This is a genomic window from Janibacter zhangyanbonis (assembly GCF_050507325.1).
Lineage (GTDB): Bacteria > Actinomycetota > Actinomycetes > Actinomycetales > Dermatophilaceae > Janibacter.
The window spans coordinates 2910077-2922467 of record NZ_CP191481.1 but is presented as its reverse complement, the minus strand read 5'-3'; the positions used below and the strand labels follow the sequence as shown (position 1 = coordinate 2922467).

Annotated in this window: 15 protein-coding genes, 2 tRNA genes and 1 other RNA gene; 11 read left to right on the top strand and 7 right to left on the bottom strand. The window is 70.1% G+C overall.

The annotated features are described in order from the left end of the window. Positions 1-38 precede the first annotated feature (38 nt). Positions 39-170 carry a hypothetical protein gene (locus tag ACQBJO_RS14395; protein WP_421009151.1) on the top strand — a complete coding sequence of 44 codons (132 nt, stop codon included), beginning with the start codon at positions 39-41 and terminating at the stop codon, positions 168-170. Positions 171-226: 56 nt separating this feature from the next. Here ACQBJO_RS14395 and ald read toward each other — a convergent pair whose 3' ends face one another. Beyond that, positions 227-1345: an alanine dehydrogenase gene (gene ald, locus ACQBJO_RS14390; RefSeq protein WP_421009150.1), complete on the bottom strand. Its 1119-nt coding sequence runs from the start codon at positions 1343-1345 to the stop codon at positions 227-229. A 199-nt stretch (positions 1346-1544) separates the two neighbouring features. On the opposite strand from ald, the gene ACQBJO_RS14385 reads away from it, so the two are divergent. The 4 genes from ACQBJO_RS14385 to ACQBJO_RS14370 all read left to right on the top strand — a co-directional run bounded on the left by ACQBJO_RS14385 (position 1545) and on the right by ACQBJO_RS14370 (position 5995). Next, complete coding sequence (locus ACQBJO_RS14385; RefSeq protein ID WP_421009149.1) at positions 1545-3077, top strand: Re/Si-specific NAD(P)(+) transhydrogenase subunit alpha; 1533 nt, start codon at positions 1545-1547, stop codon at positions 3075-3077. 3 nt (positions 3078-3080) lie between these two features. Next, the gene (pntB, locus tag ACQBJO_RS14380) at positions 3081-4529 is read left to right on the top strand and encodes a Re/Si-specific NAD(P)(+) transhydrogenase subunit beta (protein WP_255184422.1); all 1449 of its coding nucleotides are present in this window, start codon (positions 3081-3083) and stop codon (positions 4527-4529) included. Positions 4530-4700: 171 nt separating this feature from the next. Beyond that, positions 4701-5036 carry a PadR family transcriptional regulator gene (locus ACQBJO_RS14375; protein ID WP_341012398.1) on the top strand — a complete coding sequence of 112 codons (336 nt, stop codon included), beginning with the start codon at positions 4701-4703 and terminating at the stop codon, positions 5034-5036. After that, positions 5033-5995, top strand: a complete 963-nt coding sequence (locus tag ACQBJO_RS14370) for a permease prefix domain 1-containing protein (RefSeq protein WP_421009148.1) — start codon at positions 5033-5035, stop codon at positions 5993-5995. Before ACQBJO_RS14375 ends, ACQBJO_RS14370 begins: the two co-directional genes overlap by 4 nt. Before the next feature lie 122 nt (positions 5996-6117). Here the strand turns inward: ACQBJO_RS14370 and ACQBJO_RS14365 are convergent, their stop codons facing one another. The 3 genes from ACQBJO_RS14365 to upp form a co-directional block, all read right to left on the bottom strand. Next, positions 6118-6870, bottom strand: a complete 753-nt coding sequence (locus tag ACQBJO_RS14365; protein ID WP_421009147.1) for a PH domain-containing protein — start codon at positions 6868-6870, stop codon at positions 6118-6120. Between the two features lie 2 nt (positions 6871-6872). Beyond that, complete coding sequence (locus ACQBJO_RS14360) at positions 6873-7046, bottom strand: hypothetical protein (protein ID WP_255184418.1); 174 nt, start codon at positions 7044-7046, stop codon at positions 6873-6875. A 90-nt stretch (positions 7047-7136) separates the two neighbouring features. Beyond that, positions 7137-7775: a uracil phosphoribosyltransferase gene (gene upp / locus ACQBJO_RS14355; RefSeq protein ID WP_255184417.1), complete on the bottom strand. Its 639-nt coding sequence runs from the start codon at positions 7773-7775 to the stop codon at positions 7137-7139. An 81-nt stretch (positions 7776-7856) separates the two neighbouring features. Here upp and ACQBJO_RS14350 point away from each other — a divergent pair, with 81 nt between their 5' ends. The 3 genes from ACQBJO_RS14350 (at position 7857) to ACQBJO_RS14340 (ending at position 8953) form a co-directional block, all read left to right on the top strand. Next, positions 7857-8306: a nucleoside deaminase gene (locus tag ACQBJO_RS14350; protein ID WP_421009156.1), complete on the top strand. Its 450-nt coding sequence runs from the start codon at positions 7857-7859 to the stop codon at positions 8304-8306. 83 nt (positions 8307-8389) lie between these two features. Beyond that, a tRNA-Ser gene (locus ACQBJO_RS14345) sits at positions 8390-8479 on the top strand. Positions 8480-8593: 114 nt separating this feature from the next. Then, the gene (locus ACQBJO_RS14340) at positions 8594-8953 is read left to right on the top strand and encodes a hypothetical protein (protein WP_421009146.1); all 360 of its coding nucleotides are present in this window, start codon (positions 8594-8596) and stop codon (positions 8951-8953) included. 46 nt (positions 8954-8999) lie between these two features. On the opposite strand, the gene ACQBJO_RS14335 is transcribed toward ACQBJO_RS14340, so the two are convergent. After that, the gene (locus tag ACQBJO_RS14335) at positions 9000-9500 is read right to left on the bottom strand and encodes a LytR C-terminal domain-containing protein (RefSeq protein WP_421009145.1); all 501 of its coding nucleotides are present in this window, start codon (positions 9498-9500) and stop codon (positions 9000-9002) included. Between the two features lie 9 nt (positions 9501-9509). Beyond that, positions 9510-9809 carry a type II toxin-antitoxin system VapB family antitoxin gene (locus ACQBJO_RS14330; protein WP_421009144.1) on the bottom strand — a complete coding sequence of 100 codons (300 nt, stop codon included), beginning with the start codon at positions 9807-9809 and terminating at the stop codon, positions 9510-9512. A 51-nt stretch (positions 9810-9860) separates the two neighbouring features. Between ACQBJO_RS14330 and ACQBJO_RS14325 the strand changes: the two genes are divergently transcribed. Next, positions 9861-11423 carry a helicase HerA-like domain-containing protein gene (locus ACQBJO_RS14325; RefSeq protein ID WP_421009143.1) on the top strand — a complete coding sequence of 521 codons (1563 nt, stop codon included), beginning with the start codon at positions 9861-9863 and terminating at the stop codon, positions 11421-11423. A 99-nt stretch (positions 11424-11522) separates the two neighbouring features. Here ACQBJO_RS14325 and ACQBJO_RS14320 read toward each other — a convergent pair whose 3' ends face one another. Further along, the gene (locus ACQBJO_RS14320; protein WP_255184412.1) at positions 11523-11981 is read right to left on the bottom strand and encodes a DUF3817 domain-containing protein; all 459 of its coding nucleotides are present in this window, start codon (positions 11979-11981) and stop codon (positions 11523-11525) included. A gap of 84 nt (positions 11982-12065) precedes the next feature. Between ACQBJO_RS14320 and ACQBJO_RS14315 the strand changes: the two genes are divergently transcribed. After that, positions 12066-12153: transfer RNA gene (locus ACQBJO_RS14315), tRNA-Ser, on the top strand. Positions 12154-12247: 94 nt separating this feature from the next. Beyond that, an RNA gene (ffs, locus tag ACQBJO_RS14310) (signal recognition particle sRNA small type) lies at positions 12248-12344 on the top strand. Positions 12345-12391 lie beyond the last annotated feature (47 nt).

Genomic DNA, 12391 nt, shown 5'->3' with positions numbered 1-12391 from the left:
CCGTCTCGCCGCAGGGCTCGGCCACTACGCTCGAGCACATGACCGAGCCATCGCACACGGTGTGGGAGGACGAGGAGGAGGCCCGCGAGGCCGCCCTCCACGACGCCGGCCTCGAGGAGGACGACGCCGAGGACGCCGCCGACGGCGATCCCGCGCCGACCGACAGCTGATCGACGAGCGACCACCTGCCGGTGGTCGCTCTCAGCCACCCCCCTTCGCCCGGGGGCTATGCGTCGAGCGCCTGTGCGACCGGGATGCTCGCGATCCCGGTGGCCTCGCCGACGGGCGCGTTGGTCAGCTGCCCCGCGTGCGTGCTGAGGCCGAGCGCGAGGCTGTGGTCCGCGAGCAGGGCCTGCCGCCAGCCCCGGTCGGCGAGCGCCGTGACGTAGGGCAGGGTCGCGTTGGTCAGGGCATAGGTCGAGGTGTTGGGCACGGCGCCGGGCATGTTGGCGACGCAGTAGAAGGTCGAGTCGTGGACCTGGAAGGTCGGGTCGTCGTGCGTCGTCGGCCGGCTGTCCTCGAAGCACCCGCCCTGGTCGATCGCGATGTCGACGAGCACCGAGCCGGGCTTCATCCGTGAGACGAGGTCGTTGCTCACGAGACGGGGGGCCGCAGCGCCCGGCACGAGCACCGCGCCGATGACGAGGTCGGCCTCCATGACCTGTCGCTCGACCGTCAGCCGCGACGACGCCAGCCCGTGCACGCGGTTGGCGTAGCGCCAGAAGGACATCCGCAGCTTGTCGAGATCGGTGTCGAGCAGGGTGACGTCGGCTCCCATGCCGAGGGCGATGTTCGCGGCGTTCTGCCCCGAGACGCCGGCGCCGATGATGACGACCTTGGCGTTGGCCACGCCGCCGACGCCACCCATGAGGACGCCGCGGCCACCCTGCGCCTTCATCAGGGCGTGCGCCCCGACCTGCGGCGCCAGGCAGCCGGCGACCTCGGACATCGGGTAGAGCAGGGGGAGCGCGCCGGACGGCAGCTGGACCGTCTCGTAGGCGATCGCCGTGACCTCGCGCTGCAGCAGCTCCTCGGTCAGCTCCGCGTTGGCCGCCAGGTGCAGATAGGTGAAGAGGACCTGCCCGGGCCGCATCCGCGGGTACTCCTCGGCGATCGGCTCCTTGACCTTGAGCACCATCTCCGCCGTGCCCCACACGTCGTCCGCCGAGTCGAGCACGGTTGCGCCGGCGGCCCGCATGTCGTCATCGGTGATCTGCGAGCCGGCCCCGGCGTCGCGCTCGACGACGACCTCGTGACCGCGCTCGACGAGCTCGTGGACGCCGACCGGCGTGAGCGCCACCCGGTACTCGCGGTTCTTGATCTCCTTGGGCACGCCGATCCTCATCCGCAGATCCTCCCGCCGCGACCTCCCCGTCGGCAAGAGGCGAAGGGGGGGTACCCCCTTCGTCCCGCGTCGCGACCTGCCGTCTCACGGTGTGGAGGTGTGACCATCGTCCCCGTCACAAAGCGAGCGGCCCGCGCGTCGTGTGCCCTAGGTTGCGGACCAACCACATCCACCACCACCCCTCATCACAGGAGTGACGATGCGACTTGGCGTGCCCAAGGAGGTCAAGCGCGGCGAAACCCGCGTCGCGGCGACCCCGAAGACCGTGGAGCAGCTGATCAAGCTCGGATACGACGTCGTCGTCGAGGCCGGGGCCGGTGAGGCGTCCGCCTACCCGGACCAGGCCTACGTCGACGCCGGAGCGAGCCTCGAGAGTGCGGAGCAGGTGTGGGCCAGCGACATCGTCGCCAAGGTCAACGCCCCCACCGACGAGGAGGTTCCGCGGCTGCGCTCCGGGGCGATCCTCGCCTCGCTGCTGGCTCCGGCGCTCAACCCCGACAAGGTCGAGGCGCTGCGCGCGCAGGGCGTGACCGCCCTGGCGATGGACGCGGTGCCGCGTATCTCGCGAGCCCAGTCGCTCGATGTCCTGTCGTCGATGGCCAACATCGCCGGCTACCGCGCGGTCGTCGAGTCGGCGCACGAGTTCGGCGGTCTCTTCACCGGTCAGGTGACGGCCGCGGGCAAGGTGCCGCCGGCCAAGGTGCTCGTCTGCGGCGCCGGCGTGGCCGGTCTGGCCGCGATCGGCGCGGCCGGTTCGCTCGGTGCGATCGTGCGGGCCTTCGACGTGCGGCCCGAGGTGGCCGAGCAGGTCGAGTCGATGGGTGCGGAGTTCCTGCAGATCGACGTCGAGCAGGAGATCTCGTCCGACGGCTATGCCAAGGAGACCGGTGAGGACTTCAACCGCAAGGCCGCCGAGCTCTACGCCGAGCAGGCCAAGGACGTCGACATCATCATCACGACGGCCCTCATCCCGGGACGCCCCGCGCCGCGGCTGATCACGGAGGAGATGGTCGCTTCGATGAAGCCCGGCTCGGTCATCGTCGACATGGCCGCCGGCTCCGGTGGCAATGTCGCCGGATCGGTCGCCGACGAGCGCGTCGTCACCGACAACGGTGTGCGGATCATCGGCTACACCGACCTCGCCGGCCGCCTGCCCACGCAGGCCAGCCAGCTCTACGGCACCAACATCGTCAACCTGCTCAAGCTGGTCACCCCGGACAAGGACGGCCAGCCGGTCCTCGACATGGAGGACACCGTCGTGCGCGGCATGACGGTCACCCAGGGCGAGGAGACCCTGTGGCCGCCGCCGCCCGTGCAGGTCTCGGCGGCGCAGTCCGCGCCGGCCGCCGCGACGCCGGCGCCCGAGCCGGAGCCGGAGAAGCCGCACGACCCGAACCGCAAGTTCTGGTACATCGGCGGTGCCGCGCTGCTCTTCCTCATCGCAGCCGCCTTCATGCCCGCGGCCTTCCTGTCGCACTTCATCGTCTTCGCGCTGGCCGTGGTCATCGGCTTCTACGTCATCGGCAACGTGCACCACGCGCTGCACACGCCGCTGATGTCGGTGACCAATGCGATCTCCGGGATCATCGTCGTCGGCGCCCTGCTGCAGGTGACCTCGCCCGACATCGCGATCCAGGTCATCGCCGCAGCTGCCATCTTCTTCGCCAGCATCAACGTCTTCGGTGGCTTCACCGTGACGAACCGGATGCTCAACATGTTCCGGAAGGGCTGAGTCGTGCTGTCCACCGTCGTCACCGCCGCCTACATCGTCGCGGCGCTCCTCTTCATCCTTTCCCTCGCCGGCCTGAGCAAGCACGAGTCGGCCAAGCACGGCAACTGGTTCGGCATGGCCGGCATGGCCATCGCCCTGCTCGCCACGGTCGCCCTCGTCATCGACGGGGTCTACGGCGACGGCGAGGCCACCGACGCCGGCAAGTGGGGCCTGGGCGTCCTCGTCGTCACCATGGCCCTGGGTGGCCTCATCGGCATCCGCATCGCCCGCCGGGTCGAGATGACCGGCATGCCGGAGCTCATCGCGATGATGCACTCCTTCGTCGGTCTGGCCGCCGTGCTCGTCGGCTACAACACCTTCCTCGCCTCGCACGGTGACAGCCCGGAGGCGGTCGCCGAGCACAAGCGGCTCGAGGCGATCGACATGGTCGGCATCCACAACGGCGAGGTCTTCATCGGTGTCTTCATCGGTGCCGTCACCTTCACCGGCTCGATCGTCGCCTACCTCAAGCTCAGCGCGAAGATGAAGTCCTCGCCGCTCGTGCTGCCCGCGCGCCACTGGCTCAACCTGCTCGCCGTGCTCGTCTCGGTCGGGCTGTGCGTCTGGTTCGTCATCTCCCCGTCGATCCTGCCGCTGGCGATCATGACGGTCATCGCGCTGCTCTTCGGCTGGCACCTCGTGGCCTCCATCGGCGGCGGCGACATGCCGGTCGTCGTGTCGATGCTCAACAGCTACTCGGGCTGGGCCGCGGCCGCGGCGGGCTTCATGCTCTCCAACGACCTGCTCATCGTCACCGGTGCGCTCGTCGGCTCCTCGGGTGCCTTCCTGTCCTACATCATGTGCAAGGCGATGAACCGCTCCTTCGTCTCCGTCATCGCCGGTGGTTTCGGCTCCGACGGCCAGGTGACGGGCGAGGACAAGGACTACGGCGAGCACCGCGAGATCCAGGCGGAGCAGGTCGCCGAGCTGCTCTCCGAGGCCTCCTCGGTCGTCATCGCCCCGGGCTACGGCATGGCCGTGGCGCAGGCGCAGTACCCCGTCGCGGACCTCACCGCGCAGCTGCGGGCGAAGGGGGTCGACGTCCGCTTCGGCATCCACCCCGTCGCCGGTCGCCTCCCCGGTCACATGAACGTCCTGCTGGCCGAGGCCAAGGTGCCCTACGACGTCGTGCTCGAGATGGACGAGATCAACGACGATTTTCCGGAGACGGATGTCGTCCTGGTCATCGGTGCCAACGACACGGTCAACCCCGCCGCCGCCGAGGACCCCAGCAGCCCCATCGCGGGCATGCCGGTCCTCGAGGTGTGGAACGCCAAGGACGTCATCGTCTTCAAGCGCTCCATGGCCACCGGCTACGCCGGCGTGCAGAACCCGCTCTTCTTCCGGGACAACACGCAGATGCTCTTCGGCGACGCCAAGGACAAGGTCGGCGAGATCCTCAAGGCCCTCTGAGGCACCGGCCGACCGCAGCGAAGGGCGGCGCTCACCCGATGGGGTGGGCGCCGCCCTTCGTCATGCCTGCCCGCTCCCGCCCAGCTCCCGACTCTGCAAGACCCTAGGGTTTTGCAGAGATGGATAGTGGCCCATGGACAATAGTGTGCGACACACACTATGGTGTGACGCATGGACGAAGAACTGCTCGCAGGGCACCTGCAGGAGCTGAGGCGGGGGACCGTCGTGCTCGCCGCCCTCGCCACCCTCGAGGAACCGCGCTACGGCTATGCGCTGCTCGAGACGCTCGACGCCGCGGGCTTCGCGGTGGACGGCAACACGCTCTACCCGCTCCTGCGGCGCCTCGAGAAGCAGGGCCTGCTGACGAGCGAGTGGAACACCGACGAGGCCAGGCCGCGGAAGTTCTACCGCACGAGCCCGGCCGGCGCCGACCTGCGCGCCCACCTGATGACCGAATGGCGATCTCTCGACACCGCGATCGCCGCACTGGACGGAGACCAGTCATGAGCAGCACGAGCCTGACCGACCGATACGTGTGGACCGTGACCCGCCAGCTCCCGCCGGAGACCGGGCCCGACATCGCCCGCGAGCTGCGCGGCACGATCGAGGAGACGGTCGAAGGGAGGGTCGCCGCCGGTGAGGACCCGGTCGCCGCCGAGCGCGAGACCATCGTCGGGCTCGGCGACCCGGACGTCCTCGCCCGTGAGTACGGCGGGCGGCCCAACCACCTCGTCGGTCCGGCCTTCTTCCCCGCGTGGGTGCGCCTGGTCAAGGTGCTCCTGGCCATCCTCGTCCCGCTGTCGCTCGTGGGCTCGATCGTCGGGCACGCCGTGGGCAGCGACGCGGGCTTCGGCGAGATCGTGGGGGAGGGGGCGGCGCTCGCCTTCCAGGTGGCGGTGCACGTCGTCTTCTGGACCACGCTCGTCTTCGCGGTCGCCGAGCGCTACGGCAGCCCGGGTGAGCAGCAGGGCCTCGTCGGCACGTGGAACCCGGACGAGCTCGCCGACCCGGCCGACCGTGCGCGTCGGGCCAGCATGGCGGAGATGCTCTTCGAGGTCGTCTCGACCCTCGTCGTGATCGGTCTGTGCCTGTGGCAGTGGGGAGGAGTCGGCGAGCACGCGGTGCAGGTCCTCGACCCGACGCTGGGTCTGGGCTGGCAGGCGGTCATCATCGGCTTCCTCGCCGTCGACGTGCTCGTGACCGTGGCGGCGTGGGCGCGCGGCGGCTGGTCCACCCCGCTCGCGGTCGTGAGCCTGGTGAGCGCGGTCGTCTCGGGGGTGGTGCTCGTGTGGCTGCTGCTCACCGACCGGCTGCTGACCGACCTGCCCGCGGAGTTCAACGCGACCTTCGGGTGGAGCGATGACTGGAGCATCTCGCTGCCGGCCGTGGCCGTCGGCATCGCCGTCATCTGCGGCTGGGAGGCGGTCACCGCCCTGCGCCGCCTGCGCGGCACCGACCCCGCCTGATCCCGGGCGCCGCTGAACCCGGCTCCGAACTGTGCAGAACCCTAGCGTTTTGCACAGTTCGGAGCCCCGTAACTCTGCAGGACCCTAGGGTTTTGCAGAGTTACGGGGACGAAGGGGGAGGGTCAGTAGGCGTCGGGGTCGTACGGCGGCAGCTCGCCGGTGTCGTCGTCGTGGTCGCGCCGGACGAGGTCGCGGCTGCGGTAGATCGACGCTCCGTGGGAGATGACCGGTGGGTCCTCGTAGCCGTCGGTCGGCGGGCCACCGACGTAGACGCCGTCGACGACGCCGAGGCGGGTGGCGAAGTCCTGCGAGGTCTCCCAGGCCTGCTCCTCGTCGGCGGACGCCCCTTCGTCCTCGTCGTCGAGGGGGCCCATGCCGAAGACCACGGAGCAGATCGCCCGGTAGTTGTCGTCGGGGTCGGGGACGAACTCGATGCTCGAGAGGGCCTGGTCCTGCCCGGCGCTCTCGAGGACGAAGGTGCCGTAGCCGAGGATGCGCCCGAGGACGGAGCGCTCGTAGGCCATGTCGGTGACCTTCTTCAGGGGCATCATCGAGACCTTGTGGTTGATCCACCCCTCGAAGAGGACGATCCGCTTCGTCGTCGCCACGACCCGGGTGTGGCGCCACTCGATCCACTTCCAGGCGGCCCAGCCGACGACGGCGAACCAGATCCACCACGCGTAGCCGAGGATGCCGGCATTGGCGTCGCTCACCGACACGTCGAGCCAGACGACGAGCGCGAGGACGGCGAGCGCGATGCCGAAGGGCTTGGCGAGCACGATCCGGTGGTGGCGGATCTCCGCGACCGGGGTCTCGCCGGGGAGGAGGTACTTGCGCAGCCCCCGGTGGGCCACGCGGGTGACCTCCGGTGCCATGGTTACCTGGCGATCAGCGAGTCGAAGAAGCGGCCGATGTTGCGCACGCCGTTGGCGACGACGTCCCAGGCGGAGCCGACGATGTTGGCTGCCTCGTTGGGCGAGGTGAGGATCGCGTAGAGCAGGAAGATCGTGAGCAGCCAAAGGACGATCTTCTTGATCGGCGGCGTGTTCATGGTCGTACTCCTGCGTCGTCTGCGGGCAGCGGGTGGCCCGGGTCGGGCGTGGAACCCGCCCAGTGTTGCAGATGTGACGGGTGTGACGGGTCAGACCACGCCGTAGAGCCGGTCACCGGCGTCGCCGAGGCCAGGGACGATGTAGCCCTGCTCGTTGAGCCGCTCGTCGATCGCCCCGGTCACGAGGGTCACCGGCACGTCGAGGTCGGCCAGCTCGCGCTCGACCGCCGCGATGCCCTCGGGGGCGGCGAGCAGCGTGACGGCCGTGATGTCGTCGGCGCCGCGGTCGACGAGGTACTGGATCGACATCGCGAGGGTGCCGCCCGTGGCGAGCATCGGGTCGATGACGTAGCACTGACGGCCCGACAGGTCGTCGGGGAGGCGGTTGGCATAGGTGACCGCCTCGAGGGTCTCCTCGTTGCGCAGCATGCCGAGGAAGCCCACCTCGGCGGTCGGCAGCAGCCGCACCATGCCCTCGAGCATGCCCAGGCCCGCGCGCAGGATCGGCACGACGAGCGGCTTGGGCGTCGACAGCTTGATGCCCGTCGTCGCGCTCACCGGCGTCTCGATCTCGAAGGGCTCGGTGCGCACCTCACGCGTCGCCTCGTAGGCGAGCAGGGTGACCAGCTCGTCGGCGAGCCGACGGAAGGTCGGGCTGTCGGTGCCCTTGTGCCGCAGGTAGGTCAGCTTGTGGGCGATGAGCGGGTGGTCCGCGACGATGACGCGCATGGTGCCGAAACTACCGTGCGCGAGACTGTCCCCGTGAGTCCCGACCCCACCCGTCCGCAGCGCCTCGTCGAGGAGGCGTGGATGGACCGTGCCCTCGAGCTGGCCCGCGAGGCGGCGGCCGACGGCGACATCCCGGTCGGTGCCGTCGTCGTCGACGCCTCCGGCGTGATCATCGGCGAGGGTCGCAACACGCGGGAGCGGGACGGGGACCCGACCGGTCATGCGGAGGTCGTCGCGCTGCGCGCCGCAGCCGAGGCGAAGGGGGAGTGGCGCCTGACGGAGTGCACCCTCGTCGTCACCCTCGAGCCGTGCCCGATGTGCGCCGGCGCTGTCGTCGCCAGCCGCGTCCCGCGCGTGGTCCTCGGCGCGTGGGACCCCAAGATGGGCGCCTGCGGGTCGGTGTGGGACGTCGTGCGCGACCGCCGGTCGGTCCACCGGGCCGAGGTCGTCGGCGGGGTGCGCGAAGGGGAGGCCGCGCACCTGCTCCTGGACTTCTTCGGCGGTCGCCGCGCCGATGTCGACCCGGCCTGAGGCTCCCTTCGTCCTCGGGGTGCCGGATGGTCGGCTCCGGCGACGATTTCGGGCCCGCCCGCTCACCTTGTATTGTGCTCCGCGGTGGCGTGTCCGAGCGGCCTAAGGAGAACGCCTCGAAAGCGTTTGTCGGTTGACGCCGACCGTGGGTTCAAATCCCACCGCCACCGCCAGCTGATCGAAGGTCCCGTCCGGTACGCCCGGGCGGGACCTTCGTGCGTCCGCCCCAAGCATCCGCCCCCGGCGGGCGCGCCCCCGACCGGCGCCGTCCTCGAGCGTCTGGTTCCATGGACGCCATGCGCCACCCCCTTCGAGCCCTCGCCCCCCTCGCCGTCGCCGTGGCGGTCCTGCCCCTCGCTGGCTGCGACTCGTGGAGCGCGAAGTGCGACACCGACAACACGTGCAAGATCTCGATCCAGGGCAACGACTTCTACGACTTCCCGAAGTCCTACACCTCGGGCAAGGACCTGAAGCACCACGACCGCATCCGCCTCGTCTCGGCGAAGCAGGGCGGTGAGGCGGTCATCCAGGCCGGTGGCGCCGACAACCGCTGCACGCAGGGCGAGAGCTTCCAGGTCTCCGACACGACCATCACCTGCGACTCCGTCGGCGATGACAAGGTCGAGCTGACGTCGACCCGCCCCTGACGGGCATGGACGAAGGGGGACCCGCCGGCCGGTCCGCCCGGGCGGATCAGCAGGTGGTGACCTTGTCCTCCGCCACGAGCCGGGTAAAGTCCGGGCCGACGACGACGTCGACGGTGCGCCGCTGACGACTGTCCTTGATCCGCTGGAAGCTGCCGGTGTGCCGCAGCACGAGCTGGGCATCGGCGAAGCTGCCGGTGCCGTAGCGCAGCTCGCCGCGCCCGGTGACCGTGCGCTTCTTCGGGTCGTTGGCCACGGTCTTGACGACGAAGCCGCGGTCCTTGAGCTGGGCGGCGACCCGGGCGGCGAGGCCGTCGCGGTTGGTCGCGTTGTAGACGTTGACCTGCACCTGCTGCGGTGAGCTGGTGCACGCCGGCCGCGCCGGCACCGACGCGCTCGTCGCGCCCGCACCCTGGTCGGCGCGGATGTAGGACATCGCGTACCAGAGGGCGAAGAAGAGCAGCAGGAGGACGACGAGCACGGTGACGACCGCTCGGCGGCGACGCGACCGCGCCCCGCTGCCGCTCCCGTAGTAGGCGTCCTCGCTCACCGCAGGTCCTCAGCCCGCGATCTCGAGCACCCGGGCGTGCAGGGTCGAGCGCTGCTGGAGCGCGGCGCGCAGGGCACGGTGCAGGCCGTCCTCGAGGTAGTGGCGGCCGCGCCAGAGCACGACGTGCGGGAAGAGGTCGCCGTAGAAGGTCGAGTCGTCGGCGAGCAGGTCGTGGAGGTTGAGCGCGCTCTTCGTCGTCGTCAGCTGCTCCAGGCGGACCGCGCGCGGCGGGACATCGGCCCAGTCGCGGGGGCTCTTGCGCCCGTGGGCGGGGTAGGGGCGGGTGTCACCGACGGACTGGAAGATCACCCGGACACGATAAGAGCGAGGGCTGCGGGCGGTCGCACTAGGCTCGGGCTTGTGACCGACTCTTCACTCCTGGACACCATCCGCGCCGGCTATGCCTTCGAGTCGCCGGCGGTCGAGCTCGGCGCCACCGTCGTCGACGGCCAGCCCCACCCCGATGCCCCCGTGCGGGTGCCGCTCGCGAGCCTGACCAAGCACGGTCTCGTCGCCGGCGCGACGGGTACCGGCAAGACCAAGAGCCTGCAGGTGATGGCCGAGCAGCTGTCCGCGCAGGGTGTACCCGTCTTCCTGGCGGACATCAAGGGTGACCTCTCGGGCATCGCCACCCCGGGCGAAGGGGGCGAGAAGCTCACCGCGCGCAGTGCCTCCGTCGGTCAGGACTGGCAGGCCGCGGGCTACCCGACGGAGTTCCTCACCCTCGGTGGCCAGGGCACGGGGGTGCCGATCCGCACGACGATCACGAGCTTCGGTCCAACCCTGCTGAGCAAGGTCCTGGGCCTCAACGCGACCCAGGAGTCGAGCCTGGGGTTGATCTTCCACTTCGCCGACAAGCAGGGTCTGGCGCTGCTCGACCTCAAGGACCTGCGTGCGGTGATCCAGCACCTGCTCTCCGACGAGGGCAAGGCCGAGCTCAAGGCCCTCGGCGGGCTCTCGAGCGCGACGGCCGGCGTGATCCTGCGTCAGCTGATCGCCTTCGAGGACCAGGGCGCCGACGTCTTCTTCGGCGAGCCGGAGTTCGACACGGCCGACCTCATGCGGGTGGCCGACGACGGCCGCGGCGTCGTCACCTGCCTCGAGCTGCCCGCCGTCCAGCAGCGACCGCAGCTCTTCTCGACCTTCCTCATGTGGCTGCTCGCCGACCTCTTCCACGACCTGCCCGAGGTCGGTGACGTCGACAAGCCGAAGCTCGTCTTCTTCTTCGACGAGGCGCACCTGCTCTTCGACGAGGCGAGCAAGCCCTTCCAGGACGCCATCGAGCAGACCGTCCGCCTCATCCGGTCGAAGGGGGTCGGCGTCTTCTTCGTGACCCAGAGCCCCAAGGACGTGCCGGCCGACGTGCTCGCCCAGCTCGGCAACCGCGTCCAGCACCAGCTGCGAGCCTTCACCCCCGAGGACGCCAAGGCGATCAAGGCGGCGGTCAAGACCTATCCGCACACCGACTACGACCTCGAGGAGCTGCTCACCCAGCTCGGCACCGGCGAGGCCGTCGTCACGGTCCTCGGCGACAAGGGCACGCCGACCCCGGTGGCGCACACGATGATGCGCGCGCCCCAGTCGCTCATGGCGCCCTCGGCGCCCGAGCTGCTCGAGCAGACCACCACCGCGTCGCCCCTCGCCCCGAAGTACTCCGAGGCCCTCGATCGCGAGTCCGCCTACGAAAAGCTCTCGGCGCGGCTCGAGGCCGCCCCGGCGCCCGGGGAGGACGAGGCGAAGGGGGAGGCCCCGCCGGCCCCGTCGAAGGCACCGAAGGCCCCCCGGCAGCCCAAGGAGGAGGAGGGCATGGTCGAGAAGGTCGTGGGCAGCTCCGCCTTCAAGTCCGCGCTGCGCTCGGCCGGCACGGTCATCGGCCGCGAGATCACCCGCTCGATCTTCGGCACCAGCCGCCGCCGTCGCTGACCGGTCACGGCGCGTCGCGCGGCAGTTCGTCTCCGGACTGACGAGAAATCAACGATCTGCCGGGGGCGCGACCCCCAACTGCAGGACGACGCGCGGTCGTCAGCCGACCGGCGGGCCGACCGCCAGCGCGACCGCGGTGAGGACCGCGACGGCCACGACGAGGGCGAGCGCGGCGAGACCCGGTCGGCGCAGCGCGCCGGAGACGACACCCTCGACGGGGGTGGTGGCGGCCCCCTTCGTCCGCAGTCGCCACGCATCGCCGAGCTGACCGTCACGCAGGAGCCAGCGCTCCGCCCACAGCGTCACCAAGGGCGGGATCGCGCAGGCGAGCGCGATGACGCCGCGCTTGGCGCCCCAGCGCTGGTCGATCCACACCACGATCGTGACGATGACGTAGGCGATGAAGACGATGCCGTGGAGCATGCCCCCGATCCGCACGCCGAGCTCGGTCGTCTTGGTGACGTACTTGAGGAACATGCCGATGAGCAGCAGGGTCCACGTCACCGCCTCGGCGGTCGCGACGGTCGTGAAGAGGCGGCGGGGAGAGGGCAACGACATGGCACCCATCGTCGCTGACGGGTGACGAAGGGGTGAAATCCGCCCGATTTCGAGGTAGCCGACTGCTCAGGTAATCTCTCCCGCGGAGGATTCGCATAGTGGCCTAGTGCGCGCGCTTGGAAAGCGCGTTGAGTGAAAGCTCTCAGGGGTTCGAATCCCCTATCCTCCGCCAGAGCGAAGCCCCGGTCGCCACGACCGGGGCTTCTGCGTTGCCACGGGTGAAACCCCCGACTTTGGTCCGGGGCCCGGGCCACGTAGACTCGGCGATCGGCACCCCGTGTGGTGGTACCTCTCCGAACTCCCCCAGGGCAGGAATGCAGCAAGGGTAGGAGAGCTCTTCCAGGTACGCGGGGTGTCCTTTTTTGTGCCCTCACGACGCTGACATGGCGCGGTGGATCGCAGATGTGCGA